This is a genomic window from Treponema sp., from assembly GCF_045641405.1.
GTDB lineage: Bacteria > Spirochaetota > Spirochaetia > Treponematales > Treponemataceae > Treponema_D.
Genome location: NZ_JAZUGX010000006.1, coordinates 61313 through 74287 on the forward strand (window position 1 = coordinate 61313; position 12975 = coordinate 74287).

The 12975-nt window shown below is 43.4% G+C and carries 14 protein-coding genes; 10 read left to right on the top strand and 4 right to left on the bottom strand.

Features of this window, described 5'->3' with window-relative positions; translation table 11 throughout:
- Positions 1-19: 19 nt before the first annotated feature.
- Positions 20-733 carry an IMP cyclohydrolase gene (locus tag ACKI39_RS01070; protein WP_407396787.1) on the top strand — a complete coding sequence of 238 codons (714 nt, stop codon included), beginning with the start codon at positions 20-22 and terminating at the stop codon, positions 731-733.
- Between the two features lie 59 nt (positions 734-792).
- On the opposite strand, the gene ACKI39_RS01075 is transcribed toward ACKI39_RS01070, so the two are convergent.
- The 4 genes from ACKI39_RS01075 to ACKI39_RS01090 all read right to left on the bottom strand — a co-directional run bounded on the left by ACKI39_RS01075 (position 793) and on the right by ACKI39_RS01090 (position 3808).
- Entirely contained in the window at positions 793-1098 is a 306-nt protein-coding gene (locus ACKI39_RS01075; RefSeq protein WP_407396789.1) for a Trp family transcriptional regulator, read from the bottom strand.
- Between the two features lie 423 nt (positions 1099-1521).
- The gene (locus ACKI39_RS01080) at positions 1522-2532 is read right to left on the bottom strand and encodes a hypothetical protein (RefSeq protein ID WP_407396791.1); all 1011 of its coding nucleotides are present in this window, start codon (positions 2530-2532) and stop codon (positions 1522-1524) included.
- Between the two features lie 104 nt (positions 2533-2636).
- The gene (locus ACKI39_RS01085; protein WP_407396793.1) at positions 2637-3575 is read right to left on the bottom strand and encodes a M23 family metallopeptidase; all 939 of its coding nucleotides are present in this window, start codon (positions 3573-3575) and stop codon (positions 2637-2639) included.
- 59 nt (positions 3576-3634) lie between these two features.
- A complete protein-coding gene (locus tag ACKI39_RS01090; RefSeq protein WP_407396795.1) occupies positions 3635-3808 on the bottom strand; it encodes a ferredoxin family protein in 174 nt (57 codons plus the stop codon).
- A 229-nt stretch (positions 3809-4037) separates the two neighbouring features.
- Between ACKI39_RS01090 and recA the strand changes: the two genes are divergently transcribed.
- The 9 genes from recA (at position 4038) to ACKI39_RS01135 (ending at position 12972) form a co-directional block, all read left to right on the top strand.
- Entirely contained in the window at positions 4038-5303 is a 1266-nt protein-coding gene (gene recA / locus ACKI39_RS01095) for a recombinase RecA (protein ID WP_407396797.1), read from the top strand.
- 4 nt (positions 5304-5307) lie between these two features.
- Positions 5308-5829 (top strand): 2-amino-4-hydroxy-6-hydroxymethyldihydropteridine diphosphokinase, encoded by a 522-nt coding sequence (folK, locus tag ACKI39_RS01100; RefSeq protein ID WP_407396799.1) that lies wholly within the window; start codon positions 5308-5310, stop codon positions 5827-5829.
- A 28-nt stretch (positions 5830-5857) separates the two neighbouring features.
- Complete coding sequence (locus tag ACKI39_RS01105) at positions 5858-6619, top strand: segregation and condensation protein A (RefSeq protein ID WP_407396800.1); 762 nt, start codon at positions 5858-5860, stop codon at positions 6617-6619.
- A 230-nt stretch (positions 6620-6849) separates the two neighbouring features.
- A complete protein-coding gene (gene scpB, locus ACKI39_RS01110) occupies positions 6850-7368 on the top strand; it encodes an SMC-Scp complex subunit ScpB (protein ID WP_407397016.1) in 519 nt (172 codons plus the stop codon).
- A gap of 58 nt (positions 7369-7426) precedes the next feature.
- The gene (locus ACKI39_RS01115) at positions 7427-8131 is read left to right on the top strand and encodes a pseudouridine synthase (RefSeq protein WP_407396802.1); all 705 of its coding nucleotides are present in this window, start codon (positions 7427-7429) and stop codon (positions 8129-8131) included.
- A 35-nt stretch (positions 8132-8166) separates the two neighbouring features.
- The gene (gene cmk / locus ACKI39_RS01120) at positions 8167-8799 is read left to right on the top strand and encodes a (d)CMP kinase (RefSeq protein WP_407396804.1); all 633 of its coding nucleotides are present in this window, start codon (positions 8167-8169) and stop codon (positions 8797-8799) included.
- Between the two features lie 10 nt (positions 8800-8809).
- Positions 8810-10513, top strand: a complete 1704-nt coding sequence (rpsA, locus tag ACKI39_RS01125) for a 30S ribosomal protein S1 (protein WP_407396806.1) — start codon at positions 8810-8812, stop codon at positions 10511-10513.
- A gap of 130 nt (positions 10514-10643) precedes the next feature.
- Complete coding sequence (locus ACKI39_RS01130) at positions 10644-12215, top strand: sigma-54-dependent Fis family transcriptional regulator (RefSeq protein WP_407396809.1); 1572 nt, start codon at positions 10644-10646, stop codon at positions 12213-12215.
- An 82-nt stretch (positions 12216-12297) separates the two neighbouring features.
- Positions 12298-12972 carry a tetratricopeptide repeat protein gene (locus tag ACKI39_RS01135; RefSeq protein ID WP_407396811.1) on the top strand — a complete coding sequence of 225 codons (675 nt, stop codon included), beginning with the start codon at positions 12298-12300 and terminating at the stop codon, positions 12970-12972.
- Positions 12973-12975: the final 3 nt, after the last annotated feature.

Consider the following 12975-nt stretch of genomic DNA (forward strand, 5'->3'; position numbering starts at 1 on the left):
ATACTATTTTGGAGTTACTATGAACTTGAAGAACCTTGAAAAGACACTTTCTGAGAATGAATATCCTGGACGCGGAATCGTTATCGGCAAGTCTGAAGACGGAAAATATGCTGTTTCTGCATACTGGATCATGGGTCGCAGTGAAAACAGCCGTAACCGTGTTTTTGTGGAAGATGGTGAAGGGCTTCGTACTCAGGCATTTGATGAATCAAAGATGGTTGATCCCCACCTTATCATTTACTGGCCTGTTCGTGTCCTTGGAAACAAGACGATCGTAACAAACGGTGACCAGACAGATACTATCAATGACGGACTCAAGGCTGGAAAGACTTTTGAACAGTCCCTTCTTTGCCGCGAATTTGAAGATGACGCTCCAAACTACACTCCACGTATTTCAGGTCTCATGGATGTTGAAGGCGGAAAGTTTGACTTTGCCATGTCCATCCTCAAGAGCGACAACGGCGATGGATCAAGATGCAATCGCTATACTTATGACTACAGCAACCCAAAGGAAGGGGTAGGACGCTACATCCATACATACATGGGAAACGGTTCTCCACTTCCAAGCTTTGAAGGCGAACCTGAGCTTGTTGAGCTTAAGGGAAACATCGATGAGCTTACAGACAGAATCTGGAACAACCTCAATGCAGACAACAAGGTTTCTCTTTTTGTTCGTTACATTGACATTGCGACAGGCAAGTATGAAAGCCGTATCGTAAACAGGAACAAGTAATTCCTCGATTGGATGAACTGTGTTTTGTAGGGCAGTCAGCTATAGGCCGACTGCTTTTTTTATTCACCTTTGTCCAGAAGGGCAAGCATCTTATGGAAGGCAGAATCTTCCTTCTTTAGTTCCCTGCTGCCTCTTGTGATGTTGCATAGGGAGATGTTGTATTTCTTTGCGATTTCCCGCTGGGTAGTTCCAGCACGAAGCTCCTTTACAAGACTCCATCTTTTTGAAAAGTCGCTCATCTCGGATTTCGTAAAAAGACATCCAAAAAAATCATATACAAGATCAGGATCCTGGCTTTTGACGATGAGTTTACAGATTTCCTTGATCTCTTCTTCCGGTGTAGGTTTGCTGTTGTTTTCCGCCATTGAATCCTCCTGATGTTACAACTTATAGAAACAGTATAAGACAAAAAGGGGAAAGTTGAAAGTGGAAAATGGAAAGTTGCGGATTTCCTTTAGCCAAGTAAAAGCCGGTCGTGTTTCTACGCAAGGCTCAAAAATGCGCGGAGTCAGGGTTCTGGTCAAACTGCGTTTCGCGACCCACGATGAATCTGAGGGCAAAGCCCAAAGCTTTATGAGACTGAAGGGGAGTGCCCTAGCAGGCTTGACCAGGTTCCAGACGGAAGCGCATTTTTGAAGATTACTACAAAAAAAAGACCGGCTGTTACGCCGGCCATGCCATTACTGACAACCAGGTGTCAATGGGTGGGAGGGGATAAAATTGAACACCTGGTACATTATATATCGGCCCTACCTCTGAAAATCTTGAATGGTTTTTTTTAGATTTTTTCAGTCTTCCACTTCGTTGACCAGTGCTTCCATGCTGATGGCGATGTTATAGCTTCTGCCGTTGGAAACTGTCACGGAGCGTACGATCTCGTAGTCGCCTACCATGAATTTTACCGTATGGTCTCCCTGCGTTGTGTGGAATGGTTCGACAGGAGCGGTGTATTCATCATCGTCAAAGAAGATTCTCGTTTTTTCTGGAGCCGCAAGACGGACTATGGGTTTTATGTCTCGGAAAGAAAGGTTGACTTCCGTTGTCTTTGCCTTTTCAACAGTTACGGTTCTCAGTTCATTCCTGTAGCTGTCGCTTACAATGCTTACGTTGTGGTTTCCTGTGTCTGTCAGAATTCCTTTCCCCGCCATTGCTTTTGAATCCACCTGCTTACCGTCAAGGAACACTGAGTAAGGATCAGCCTGTGTTCCCTCTGGAGAAACTGCCTTCAATGTTATTATCCCCTTGTCGATGAGTATGGGTTTTGCGGAAACGTTGAATTCGGCATTGAGAAGGGCGTCGCTTACACCTTTCATGACCAGCTGGAATCTCAGGAATATAAAACCGTCTCTTTTATCTGCGACGAAATCTGCCAGGTGGGAATAGACATCCTTCTTTATGGTGTTGTTCTTGTCCACGGGAACGAGGAGGTTGAGGCTAAGGCTGTCAAAGGTTCCTGTCTCGGCACGGACACCGTTGTAGTCTATGTTCTTTTCGGCAGGCTTTGGTGTCACCGAGGAATACAGTGACCATGCGACGCTATCCCTCCATTCAGCGACGACCTTGGGTACCTTTATGTTTATTTCTATGCCCTGGATGAACGTGGTGTCCTCTGGAAGGATGACCGCAATGCTGTCATTCACCGTTGCCTGGACGGTATTTTTGCTGAAGGAATCCTCCAGCGCTATGACTTTTGCTGCATGGGTACGGAAATTCTCTGCATGGACATAAGACAGGAGGACAAGTGCTCCGTATAGAATGAGGTTTCTTGAAATATCCTTAACTGGTTTCAGTCCAAGCATACTGAAAGTATAATCTTATTGTTTTTTCAAGACTACTTTAAAACCTGCAAAAGACAAAAAAATGTTGAAAAACATAGCTGTTTTTGCATGATTTTACATTTTTTTTACTTTTTTAAGTAGTTTTCAGGGTTCAGGAAGGAACCGTTCTGTGTGATTTCAAAGTGCAGGTGAGGTCCTGTCGTGAGGCCTGTCATTCCTACCGTCCCCAAGGTCTGTCCCGTTACCACCTTCTGATCTTTAATCACGTTGACCGTATCCATGTGGGCATAGAGGCTTTCCATTCCATTAGGGTGTCTTAGGATTACATAGTTTCCGTAGATAGGGTTTCCATTTACAGCCTGCTTGACAAATCCTTCCCGACAGGCAAGTATCCTTGATCCTCTGGCTGCAGCAAGGTCTATGCCTTTGTGCATTTTCCATTTTCCGCTTATGGGACTGACCCTCATCCCGTAGGCTGAAGTCATTATGCTTTTTTCAAGGGGCATGCTCATTCCTGGGTTTAGAAAATATGCCCTTAAGGACATGCTGAATTTCTTTTGCGGCAAGAAGTAGAATTCTCTTCCCTTGCAGCTCACCTTTACCGTCGTTTCCGTTATGTCTGAGGAATGTTCATTTGCAAGAAGGACTTCAAAGGAGTTGTCGGGCTCAAGGGGGATGTAGAGCCCGTCGCAGGATGGTAGAAGTATCGTTTTTCCTCCTATGGGTTCCTTGCTTTCCTGTATTGAATTTATGGTTGCCAATGTGTCCTGCCTTATGGAGCAGCGGGAAGCGACGGAAATAATGGAGTCGTCTTTTCGTGCTTTATATTTATAGAAAAAAACATCAGGCTCAATACCCTTGAAGTAGCATTTGTTTGCTGCCTGTATGTCCTGCTGGTATTGGTCAAAAAGGAAGTTTGATGACTTGAGTTCCTTTATCTCTGGATAGAAGGCATCCTGTGCCGATTCCGCTTTGTTCTGACCGTGGACTGGGCATAGTAGGAATGAGAATATCAATGCTAAGACAGCTAAGGATTTTTCTCTGTACACCATGGATTTAAACAAAAAAAACGGCTTCCGCATACAAGCACAGAAACCGTTTTTCTTTGGGACTATTTGAAGAATTACTCTTCAGCAATAGCTTCACAAGGACATGCACCTGCACATGCTCCGCAAGATACACAAGATTCTGCGTTGATTACGCGCTTGTCGTTTGCTTCGCTGATTGCGCCAGATGGACATTCACCTTCACATGCACCACAGTTGATACATGCATCTGAATTGATTTTGTAAGCCATAAATTTACCTCGAAAATAAGATACCATAAGTATAACATAATGGCCTCATTATTGCAAATTGCAAATTCTGAGGTAATTGTGGTAAAATCACTTGCGAAAACTGAAATATGTTCATAAATTCTAGCAATAACGTGCGAAATTTATTTTTTTACGGTTATTTATATTATAGGTATCTGTAAAGGGCACGTTGTGCATCAGATTCCGTATTTTTTTAGTGGGTAGGATATATATGGCAAAAACAGAAGAAAAAGCTCCTGTAGACATGTCTGAAAAGTTGAAGGCACTGGAAGCAGCCCGCCTTCAGATCGAAAAACAGTTTGGTACAGGCTCTCTCATGAAGCTTGGAACAAAGACTGATTCAACCGCAATCGATGTAGTTCCTTCTGGATCGATTCTTCTTGACGAGGCTCTCGGGGTAGGTGGATATCCTCGCGGACGCATCATCGAAATGTATGCTCCAGAAAGTTCAGGTAAGACCACACTTGCGCTCCATGCAGTCGCAGAGGCACAGAAGCTTGGTGGCATTGCGGCCTTTATCGATGCTGAGCATGCCCTTGATCCTGTATATGCAAAGAACCTTGGTGTAAACATCGATGAACTTTGGGTCTCTCAGCCAGATACAGGTGAACAGGCCCTCGAAATCTGTGAAAACCTTGTTCGTTCCGGGGCAGTGGACATCATCGTAATCGACTCTGTTGCGGCCCTTACGCCTCAGAAGGAAATCGAAGGTGAGATGGGTGACAGCGTAATGGGTGTTCAGGCACGCCTTATGTCGCAGGCTCTCCGTAAGCTTACTGCCATCGTTGGCAAGTCAAAGTGTATCGTTGTCTTCATCAACCAGATCCGCATGAAGATCGGCGTTATGTTCGGAAATCCTGAAACGACTACAGGTGGTAATGCACTTAAGTTCTATTCTTCCATCCGTCTTGAAATCCGCAGAATCGAGACAATCGATGGAAAAGGTGATGAGGAAGCTCTTGGTAACCGTGTCCGCTGTAAGATCGTAAAGAATAAGGTTGCTCCACCATTCCGCAAGGTTGAACTTGACATTTATTTCGGAAAGGGTGTGTCTGCATCCGCTTCCATACTTGACTCTGCCGTTAAGCACGGTCTCATCGACAAGCGTGGCGCATGGTATACACGCGGAGAAGAAAAGGTTGGACAGGGCAAGGAGAATGCCGTCAACTTCATCGAGTCAAATCCTCAGTATCGTATCGAGCTTGAGCAGACTATCCGTGAAAAGCTGTTCCCTGGACAGGTTCTCCGCACAAAGGAAGGAGAGGTTGTTACAAAGGAACAGATCGCCGCTTATGAACAGCAGATGCGCGAGAAGGGGGTAGGTCTTGGTGGCGCTGCTCCAGAGAAAACTGCGGAAATCGAAGCTGCAGCTCCTGAAACAGCACCTGCGACAGCACCAAAGGCGACTAAATCCAAGGCATCATCCCTTGCCAAAGCGGCTGCAGAAGACAAGCCGATGCCAGAGGAACTCTTCTAACCATATGTTTGTAGTTCTTGGTCTTGGTTCAAACAGATCCTTTGAATCTCATTCGTGTATGAGCCTTCTTTCTATGGCAATAGAGAGAATCGGCGGTTTTGTAGACAATCTATGTGTTTCTTCTGTCTATAGGACCGCTGCCATGTATGTTACAGACCAGGATGATTTCTACAACATGGTTGCTGCAGGTGATTTTCGGGGCTCCCCAAGGGAATTGCTGGACAAAATCCATGTTGTGGAATCAGAACTTGGACGCGACAGATCCAGGGAAATAAGAAATGGACCTCGTTCCATTGATATCGATATTGAGATCTTCGGGTCGGAGACTGTGGATGACGGTGATCTTGTCATTCCCCATGAACGATTGACTGAAAGGGCTTTTGTATTGAAACCTTTGCTCGAAATCCTTCAAATCACGGAAAAAGATGCCGATAAACTAAGTACGGATATACCATTTACCGTTGCTTTCCTTGAAAAAAAGCTTGCGGCACTGGGTGACCAGCGTATAGAAAAATTGTCCGTTTAATATTTCAAATACCTGCGGAGTCAGCATCATGGAAGAAGAAACACTTGTAGAAACACAGAAAAGAAAATTTGCAATAGGCGAAGTTTTTGACGGACCTCTTGATTTGCTTTGGAGCCTTATCCGCGAGAATAAGCTTAACATCAATGATATTCCTATTTCTGAAATCACAGAACAGTTCCTTGATTATCTGGACTATGCGGTGGAACTTGATCTTCATGATCTCAGCGATTTTTATCTTTGGGCAGCAAAGCTTTGCAGCATTAAGAGCCGTATGCTTCTTCCTGTTGAAGTTCGTATCAACGATGGAGACAGCATGGAAGATCCTCGTGCTGAACTTGTCGAGCAGCTTATTGAATACCAGAGATTCAAGAAGCTTTCAATGTTGATGGAAGAAAGGGAAGAGCAGAGCGAATGGAGCTTTGAACGCAAGAAAATTGAAAGAATACTTCCTTTTGGTGATGATGAGTCTCAGTGGAAGAAAATGGATACATGGTCACTTTTGGAAGATATGCAGAAGATTTTCCGCAACATTACAAATGTGAATCCTGACGGCTATGTGATCGAAAAGGATCTGGAAATTGCACCTAACGAAAAGATCGCCCTCATGCAGGAGCTTCTGGACAAGAACGGAACATGCATGTTTACGGAACTCATCACCCGCAAAGGTAATGAACTTGACGTAATTTGCGCATTTATGGCAATCTTGGAGGCCGTAAAACTGAAAATGGCAGACATTTATCAGAACAAAATGTTTGGAGATATTAAGATATGCAAGAAGGAAGCAGCGTAGACAAGGTTGAAAATGGAGAAATGAAGGCTGAATCTGAGGTTTCAGCTGGAACTCCAGTAGATAAAGCACCTGCTGATGAAAATACAAAGGCTGGAGATCCTGATCTTGGATTTGCTCCTGCTGAAGACAATAAAAATACAGAAGTAAAAACAGAAGAAGAATTCGAGGAAGAAGAAGATGAAGAGCTTGCTGCCCGCCGTGCAAACCTCAATCTTGATACTGAGACAGCATTGCTTGAGACAGTATTCTTCCTTGAAAGTGAACCACAGACAGTTGAGACTCTTTCAAAGATTACAAAGCTTGCAGTTCATGTTGTTGAAGAATGTCTTGACAGACTGAAGGAAAAATATACCAATGCTGACAGTGGAATCGAACTGTCCAAGATGCTTGGTGGCTGGATTCTTACTCCTAAAAGAGAATGCTTTGATTTTGTAAAGGAACGCTACGGCAAGAAGAATGAAGGCAAGCTTTCAAAATCAGCCATCGAAACACTTTCCATCATCGCCTATAGCCAGCCTATTACACGTGCGGAGATTGAAAGCATCCGCCATGTTAATGTTGACAATATGATGCGTGTTCTCATCGACAGAAAATTCATCTGTGAAAAAGGAAAAAAGGATATTCCTGGCAAGCCTACCATGTATGGAACTACAAATGAATTCTTGGAATTCTTCCATCTCCAGTCAATAGACGATCTGCCAAAGCTGGACGAAAACGAAAACGAGAGGTTCCTCAAACTTGCAAAGTAACAATAAAGCTACGATATTTCAGAAAAATCTCAATGCTCGGAATGCAGACAGAGAAGATATGCGTCTGCAGCAGTATATGGCACGCTGTGGAGTGGCTAGCCGACGTGCCAGTGAAGAAATCATAACCAGCGGACGCGTAACAGTTAATGGTCAGCTTGTGACTGCTTTGGGTACAAAGGTTACCTCAAAAGATACTGTTTGCGTTGATGGAAAAGAAATCTTTCTTGAGGAAACGAAGCGCTATATACTTCTCAATAAGCCAGCAGGGTATGTGGTTTCTTCGTCTGATGAAAAAGGTCGTCCTATCGCACTTGATCTCCTTAAGGAAAAATACAGTGAGAGGCTTTACAATGTAGGCCGACTGGACATGTTCTCCTGTGGCCTTATTCTCTATACAAACGATGGTGATTTCGCTGCCCGCCTTTCACATCCAAGTGCGGAACTGGAAAAGGAATATATTGTTGATACAAGTACACCCATGCCTCGGAACCTTGCTGAGGAATTCATGAAAGGTGTAAGGGTTGATGATGTTTTCTATAAATGCATAGATGCTCGTGAGCTTAATTCCCATAGGATGAGGATTGTCCTTGCCGAAGGAAAAAACCGTGAGATTCGCCGTGTCTTTGAAAGCCGTGAGGTTGGAATCAGAAGCCTCATGCGCATCCGTATCGGTTGTGTCGGTGTAGGTGATCTTCAGTACGGGCAGTTCCGTGAGCTTACGCAGGATGAAGTAAAGGCGTTGCTTAAGTTATGCAGGAATTAGTAAGAATTATCAGTGTTGATTGAGAGGAATAGAATATGGTAGTAGCTATTGACGGACCAGCAGGAACTGGGAAAAGTACAGTTGCACATAGGGTTGCCGAGGAACTTGACCTTACTTTCTTGAATAGCGGTAGTTTTTACCGTGCCCTTACATTGGCTGCAATTGAAGCTGGTGTAAATGTTGACGATTCGGATGCTGTGATGGAGCTTGCAAGAAAACAGCAGCTTGATTATGTTGATGCCCATCTTATCCTTAACGGTAAGGATGTTGATGATCAGCTCCATCAGGACAAGGTCGATGCAAACGTTTCAAAGGTTTCTTCGATCGTCCCTTTGCGTCACCTTGTAAACGACAGGATGCGGGAGATAGTCAAGTCCCTCAACATCATCTGTGAGGGCCGTGATATGACTACTGTCGTGTTTCCTCAGGCTGAATATAAATTCTACCTTGATGCAAGCATTGATGTTCAGGCACAGCGCCGTTTTGACCAGGGATGTTCAGGGCTTACTTTGGAAGAGGTCAAGGCATCCATCATAAAGCGTGATGAAATGGACAGAAACAAGGCTGAAGGCGCATTGAAGAGAGCAGACGATGCACAGTATATCGATACATCTGACTTGACGATAGACGATGTTTGTGCGATAATCGTTAGCAAAATTAAATCATAAAGGGTTTGCTATGGAAAAGGAAGTGGAAAAGAATGTATCTCAGGGCTCAGAGAGCATTCACTCACAATTAGAAGCATCATTAAACAAAATGGAGCCAGTTGAAGACGGTGCCAATGTAAAGGCTACTGTTGTTGCTGTTACAGATGACACAGTATTCGTAGACGTAGGTTGCAAGTCAGAAGGAAAGATTCCTGTATCTGAATTTGCAGGTGAATTGCCAAAGGAAGGCGATGTAATCACTGTTTACCTCGTTAGCCAGTTTGGTAAGAACGGACCAGTCGTTTCAAAGCAGAAGGCAGATGAAAAGCGCCTCTGGGAAGAATTTAAGGTAGCTGCAGAACAGAACACACCTGTTGACGGAACAATTTCTTCTGTTACAAAGGGTGGATATATGGTTAACCTTGGCGGTGGAATCAGTGCATTCCTTCCAATCAGCCAGGCTGACGCACAGAAGGTTGAAAAGGAAGACAAGCTTGTTGGCGTAAAGTCAAAGTTCTATGTTGTTCGCCTTTACAGCCAGGCAGGAAAGCGCAATGTAGTCGTTAACCGCCGCAAGTATCTTGAAGAACAGATCAACGTTAACCGCGACAAGTTCTTTGAATCAGTTAAGATCGGTGACTCTGTAAAGGGTGCTGTTAAGTCGTTCACAAGCTTCGGTGCATTCATCGATCTTGGTGGATTTGATGGTCTCCTTCATATCAATGATATGTCTTGGGGTCATGTTACACGTCCAAAGGATTTCGTAAAGAAGGGTCAGGAAATCGAACTTAAGGTTATCCGCCTTGATCCAGAGGGAAAGAGAATCAACCTTTCGCTCAAGCACTTTGCAGAAGATCCATGGGTACACTTCGAAGAGAAGTATCACCTCAATGATATCGTTGCGGGTAAGGTAACAAAGCTTACAGACTTCGGTGCATTCATCGAACTCGAAGAAGGAATCGAAGGTCTTGCACATATTTCTGAATTCAGCTGGACAAAGAAGATTTCAAAGCCATCTGACATGGTTAAGGAAGGCGATGAAGTTCAGTGTATGATCCTTGGATATGATATTCAGGAAGGTCGTGTATCACTTGGTCTCAAGCAGGTTACAGCTAATCCATGGGATTCTCTTGCTGACAAGTATCCTGTTGGAACAAAGGTTAACGGTAAGGTTGTAAAGATTACTAATTCAGGTGCTTTCGTTCAGCTTGAAGAAGGAATCGATGCTTTCCTCGCTGGAGAGGACCTTTCTTGGACAAAGAAGATCAAGCACCCAGGCAGCGAAATCAAGGCTGACCAGGAACTCGAAGTTATCGTTACAGAATGTGACGTTGAAAACCACAGAATCCGTGTAGGCGTTAAGCAGCTTACAGACAATCCTTGGAAGGCATTTGCTGCTGAATACAAGGTTGGCGGAACTCTCGAAGGTGAAGTTACATCTATCAACGACTTCGGTATCTTCGTAAAGGCTCCTAATGGAATCGAAGGTCTTGTAAACAAAGCAAACCTTAGCGATGACCGTGAAGTTCCATTTGAAGAAGCAGTTAAGAAGTACAATGTTGGTGACAAGGTAAACGTATACGTTGTTTCAATTGATGTTGAAAAGGAACGTGTTGCTTTCTCTGTAAAGGAATACAAGAGGGCACAGGACCGTGCTGAAATTTCACAGTACATGTCTTCAAGCAACGACGATGCTGCATATACAATTGGTGACAGCCTTAAGGATCAGCAGTAAAACTAACTGAAAGCAAAATTTCCAGGGCATGCTAAAAAGCATGCCCTGTTTACTTCTAGGGGAATGTTCCTTTTAGTGACCTATCCCTTAGTAATCAATTTCAATGATCATTCTATAGGGGTATTTACCGATGAGTGAACAGTTTATCACCCTTGACAGACTTAAAACTCTCGTCGAAAAATATTCTGTCGTTAACAGCAGTGTTTCTGATCCAGATATCCTTCTTAACTCTCTTCTTGAATCTGTTAAGCATCTAGTCAACTGTGAAGCTGCCTATCTTCTTCTCGCAAGGCGGGAAACCAACGATTTTGAATTTGGCATCTGCCTTGGAAAGAATAATTCTGAAGTAAGGAAACAGGTTGTTGATGGCAACAGCATTGCTGGTTGGGTGGCCAGGAACAATAAAACTGTTATTGTAAATGATGTTGCTTCTGATCCCAGGTTCAACAGGAAAATCCAGGAAAAGACCCAGTATATAATTCATAACCTGATCGGATTTCCTTTGACCATCGAAGGTGTCTGTTTTGGCGTCATTGAGTTGATGAACAAGCTTGATGACGAAGAATTCACCGAAGAAGATATTGCTCTTGTTGATATTTTTGGACATCAGGCTTCCATAGCCTATAAGAATGCTGTCAACCTTAAGAAAAGCAGGGATCAGCTTTCTCTTTTCAAGAATGCCTTTGAGGCTGGAAAAGAATATCATCCATTCATAGCAAAAAATCCTGTCATCATTTCTCTTATAGAAAGCATAAAGCAGGCATCGGCTATAAATTCATCGGTTTTGATAACTGGCGAAAGTGGTGTAGGAAAAGAACTTTTTGCAGAACAGGTTCATCTTCTTAGCAATCGAAAGGATAAACCTTTGGTTCGTGTGAGCTGTGCTTCTCTTAATCCAACATTGCTTGAGTCTGAGCTTTTTGGTCATGTTAAAGGTGCTTATACGGATGCCCATTCAGATACAAAGGGGCGTTTTGAGACTGCCAATGGAGGAACCTTGTTTCTTGATGAGATTGGCGAACTTCCATTGAATCTTCAGGCAAAGCTTCTGCGTGTACTTCAGGAAAAAAAATTCGAGCGTGTAGGTTCATCTGAGACCATCTGTGTCGATGTGCGCATCATTGCCGCTACAAACAGAGATCTGGAACAGATGATTACGGAAGGATCCTTCAGAAAAGACCTTTATTTTAGACTGAATGTTCTTCCAATTGCAGTTCCTCCTCTGAGAAACAGAAGGGATGAGATTCCAGACCTTGCCATGTACTTTGTAAATAAATCTGAAACCCATAAAGGATTTAAAGGATTTTCTGAGGAAGCTAAGAAGGCTATGCTTAAATACATGTGGCCTGGTAACATCCGTGAGCTTGAAAACACCATTGAACGTGCCTGTATTTTTGGAACCCCGCCTCTTATTAAAGTGGAGGATCTTCGTCTTCCTATGGATAATCCAGTGGAAGAAACTGATGGCAATGTACCTTCTGCAGGTGGAAGTTCCTATTATCCAAAAGAAAAGGTTTCTGCCATGCAGACTGCGATGGGGGAAGACAGGACGTTGAAGTCTGCCCTCAATCAGTTCAAGAAGGAATATCTTATTAAAATTCTCAATGAGACTGGATGGAACCAGACGGCAGCCGCAAAAATACTTGATATCCAGCGTACTTATGTATCAAAGTTGATGACAGAGCTTGGCATCAAGAAATAGGACAAAGAATTTCTGGTCTTGAAATAATAAGACCATTCATATATAATGTTTTAACTATTTGAAAACAAAAATGGAGTTGAAAATGACAGATACAAAGAAGGATTCAACAAATACTAAGCTTGAGAACTTTATCTTCAAAAATAGAAAGGCAATCATCGCAGTCGCATGTGTTGCAATCGTTGCTGCGGTTGTGGTATGCGTAGTTGTTGGTATCAGCGACGCTCAGACAAAAAAAGGACTTGATGCAATCGATCAGATTGAGTTTACATACACAGCAAAATCAATCAGCATTTCGGATTCTGAGATTTCGGCAAGACAGGATAAGGCAATTGCCGATGTTGCACCATTGTGCGAAAAGAATGGAATTGTTGGAGTTCGTGCCAACATGCTTGCTGCTGATGTTTATTATGCAAAGAAGGACTATTCTTCAGCACTCAATGCATATCTTGCTGCTGCTGACAAGGGAAAGAAAATCTATACTGCATCAATCTGTAAGTATAATGCTGCTGTTTGCTCTGAAGAACTTGGAAATAAGGAAGAAGCTGTAAAATATTTTGTTGCATCTGCAGAGGATAAGGATTTCTTGCTTTCAGCACACGCTCTTTTCAACGCCGCAAGAATCCAGGAATCTCTCGGTCTCCTTAATGAGGCTGCAGAAAACTATAAAAAGGTTGTAGACGGCTATAACAACGATACATGGGCAAGTCTTAGCCAAAGCAGAATCATCGATCTTCAGGCAAAGGGTAAGATCGACTGATAA

Excerpts from the sequence above, each read along its gene's own strand:
- recA (WP_407396797.1), top strand. The coding sequence starts at position 4,038 with ATGGCAAAAACAGAAGAAAAAGCTCCTGTAGACATGTCTGAAAAGTTG.
- folK (WP_407396799.1), top strand. The coding sequence starts at position 5,308 with ATGTTTGTAGTTCTTGGTCTTGGTTCAAACAGATCCTTTGAATCTCAT.
- ACKI39_RS01130 (WP_407396809.1), top strand. The coding sequence starts at position 10,644 with ATGAGTGAACAGTTTATCACCCTTGACAGACTTAAAACTCTCGTCGAA.
- ACKI39_RS01090 (WP_407396795.1), bottom strand. The coding sequence starts at position 3,808 with ATGGCTTACAAAATCAATTCAGATGCATGTATCAACTGTGGTGCATGT.
- rpsA (WP_407396806.1), top strand. The coding sequence starts at position 8,810 with ATGGAAAAGGAAGTGGAAAAGAATGTATCTCAGGGCTCAGAGAGCATT.
- ACKI39_RS01135 (WP_407396811.1), top strand. The coding sequence starts at position 12,298 with ATGACAGATACAAAGAAGGATTCAACAAATACTAAGCTTGAGAACTTT.
- ACKI39_RS01070 (WP_407396787.1), top strand. The coding sequence starts at position 20 with ATGAACTTGAAGAACCTTGAAAAGACACTTTCTGAGAATGAATATCCT.
- ACKI39_RS01105 (WP_407396800.1), top strand. The coding sequence starts at position 5,858 with ATGGAAGAAGAAACACTTGTAGAAACACAGAAAAGAAAATTTGCAATA.
- ACKI39_RS01080 (WP_407396791.1), bottom strand. The coding sequence starts at position 2,532 with ATGCTTGGACTGAAACCAGTTAAGGATATTTCAAGAAACCTCATTCTA.
- ACKI39_RS01115 (WP_407396802.1), top strand. The coding sequence starts at position 7,427 with ATGCGTCTGCAGCAGTATATGGCACGCTGTGGAGTGGCTAGCCGACGT.
- cmk (WP_407396804.1), top strand. The coding sequence starts at position 8,167 with ATGGTAGTAGCTATTGACGGACCAGCAGGAACTGGGAAAAGTACAGTT.
- ACKI39_RS01075 (WP_407396789.1), bottom strand. The coding sequence starts at position 1,098 with ATGGCGGAAAACAACAGCAAACCTACACCGGAAGAAGAGATCAAGGAA.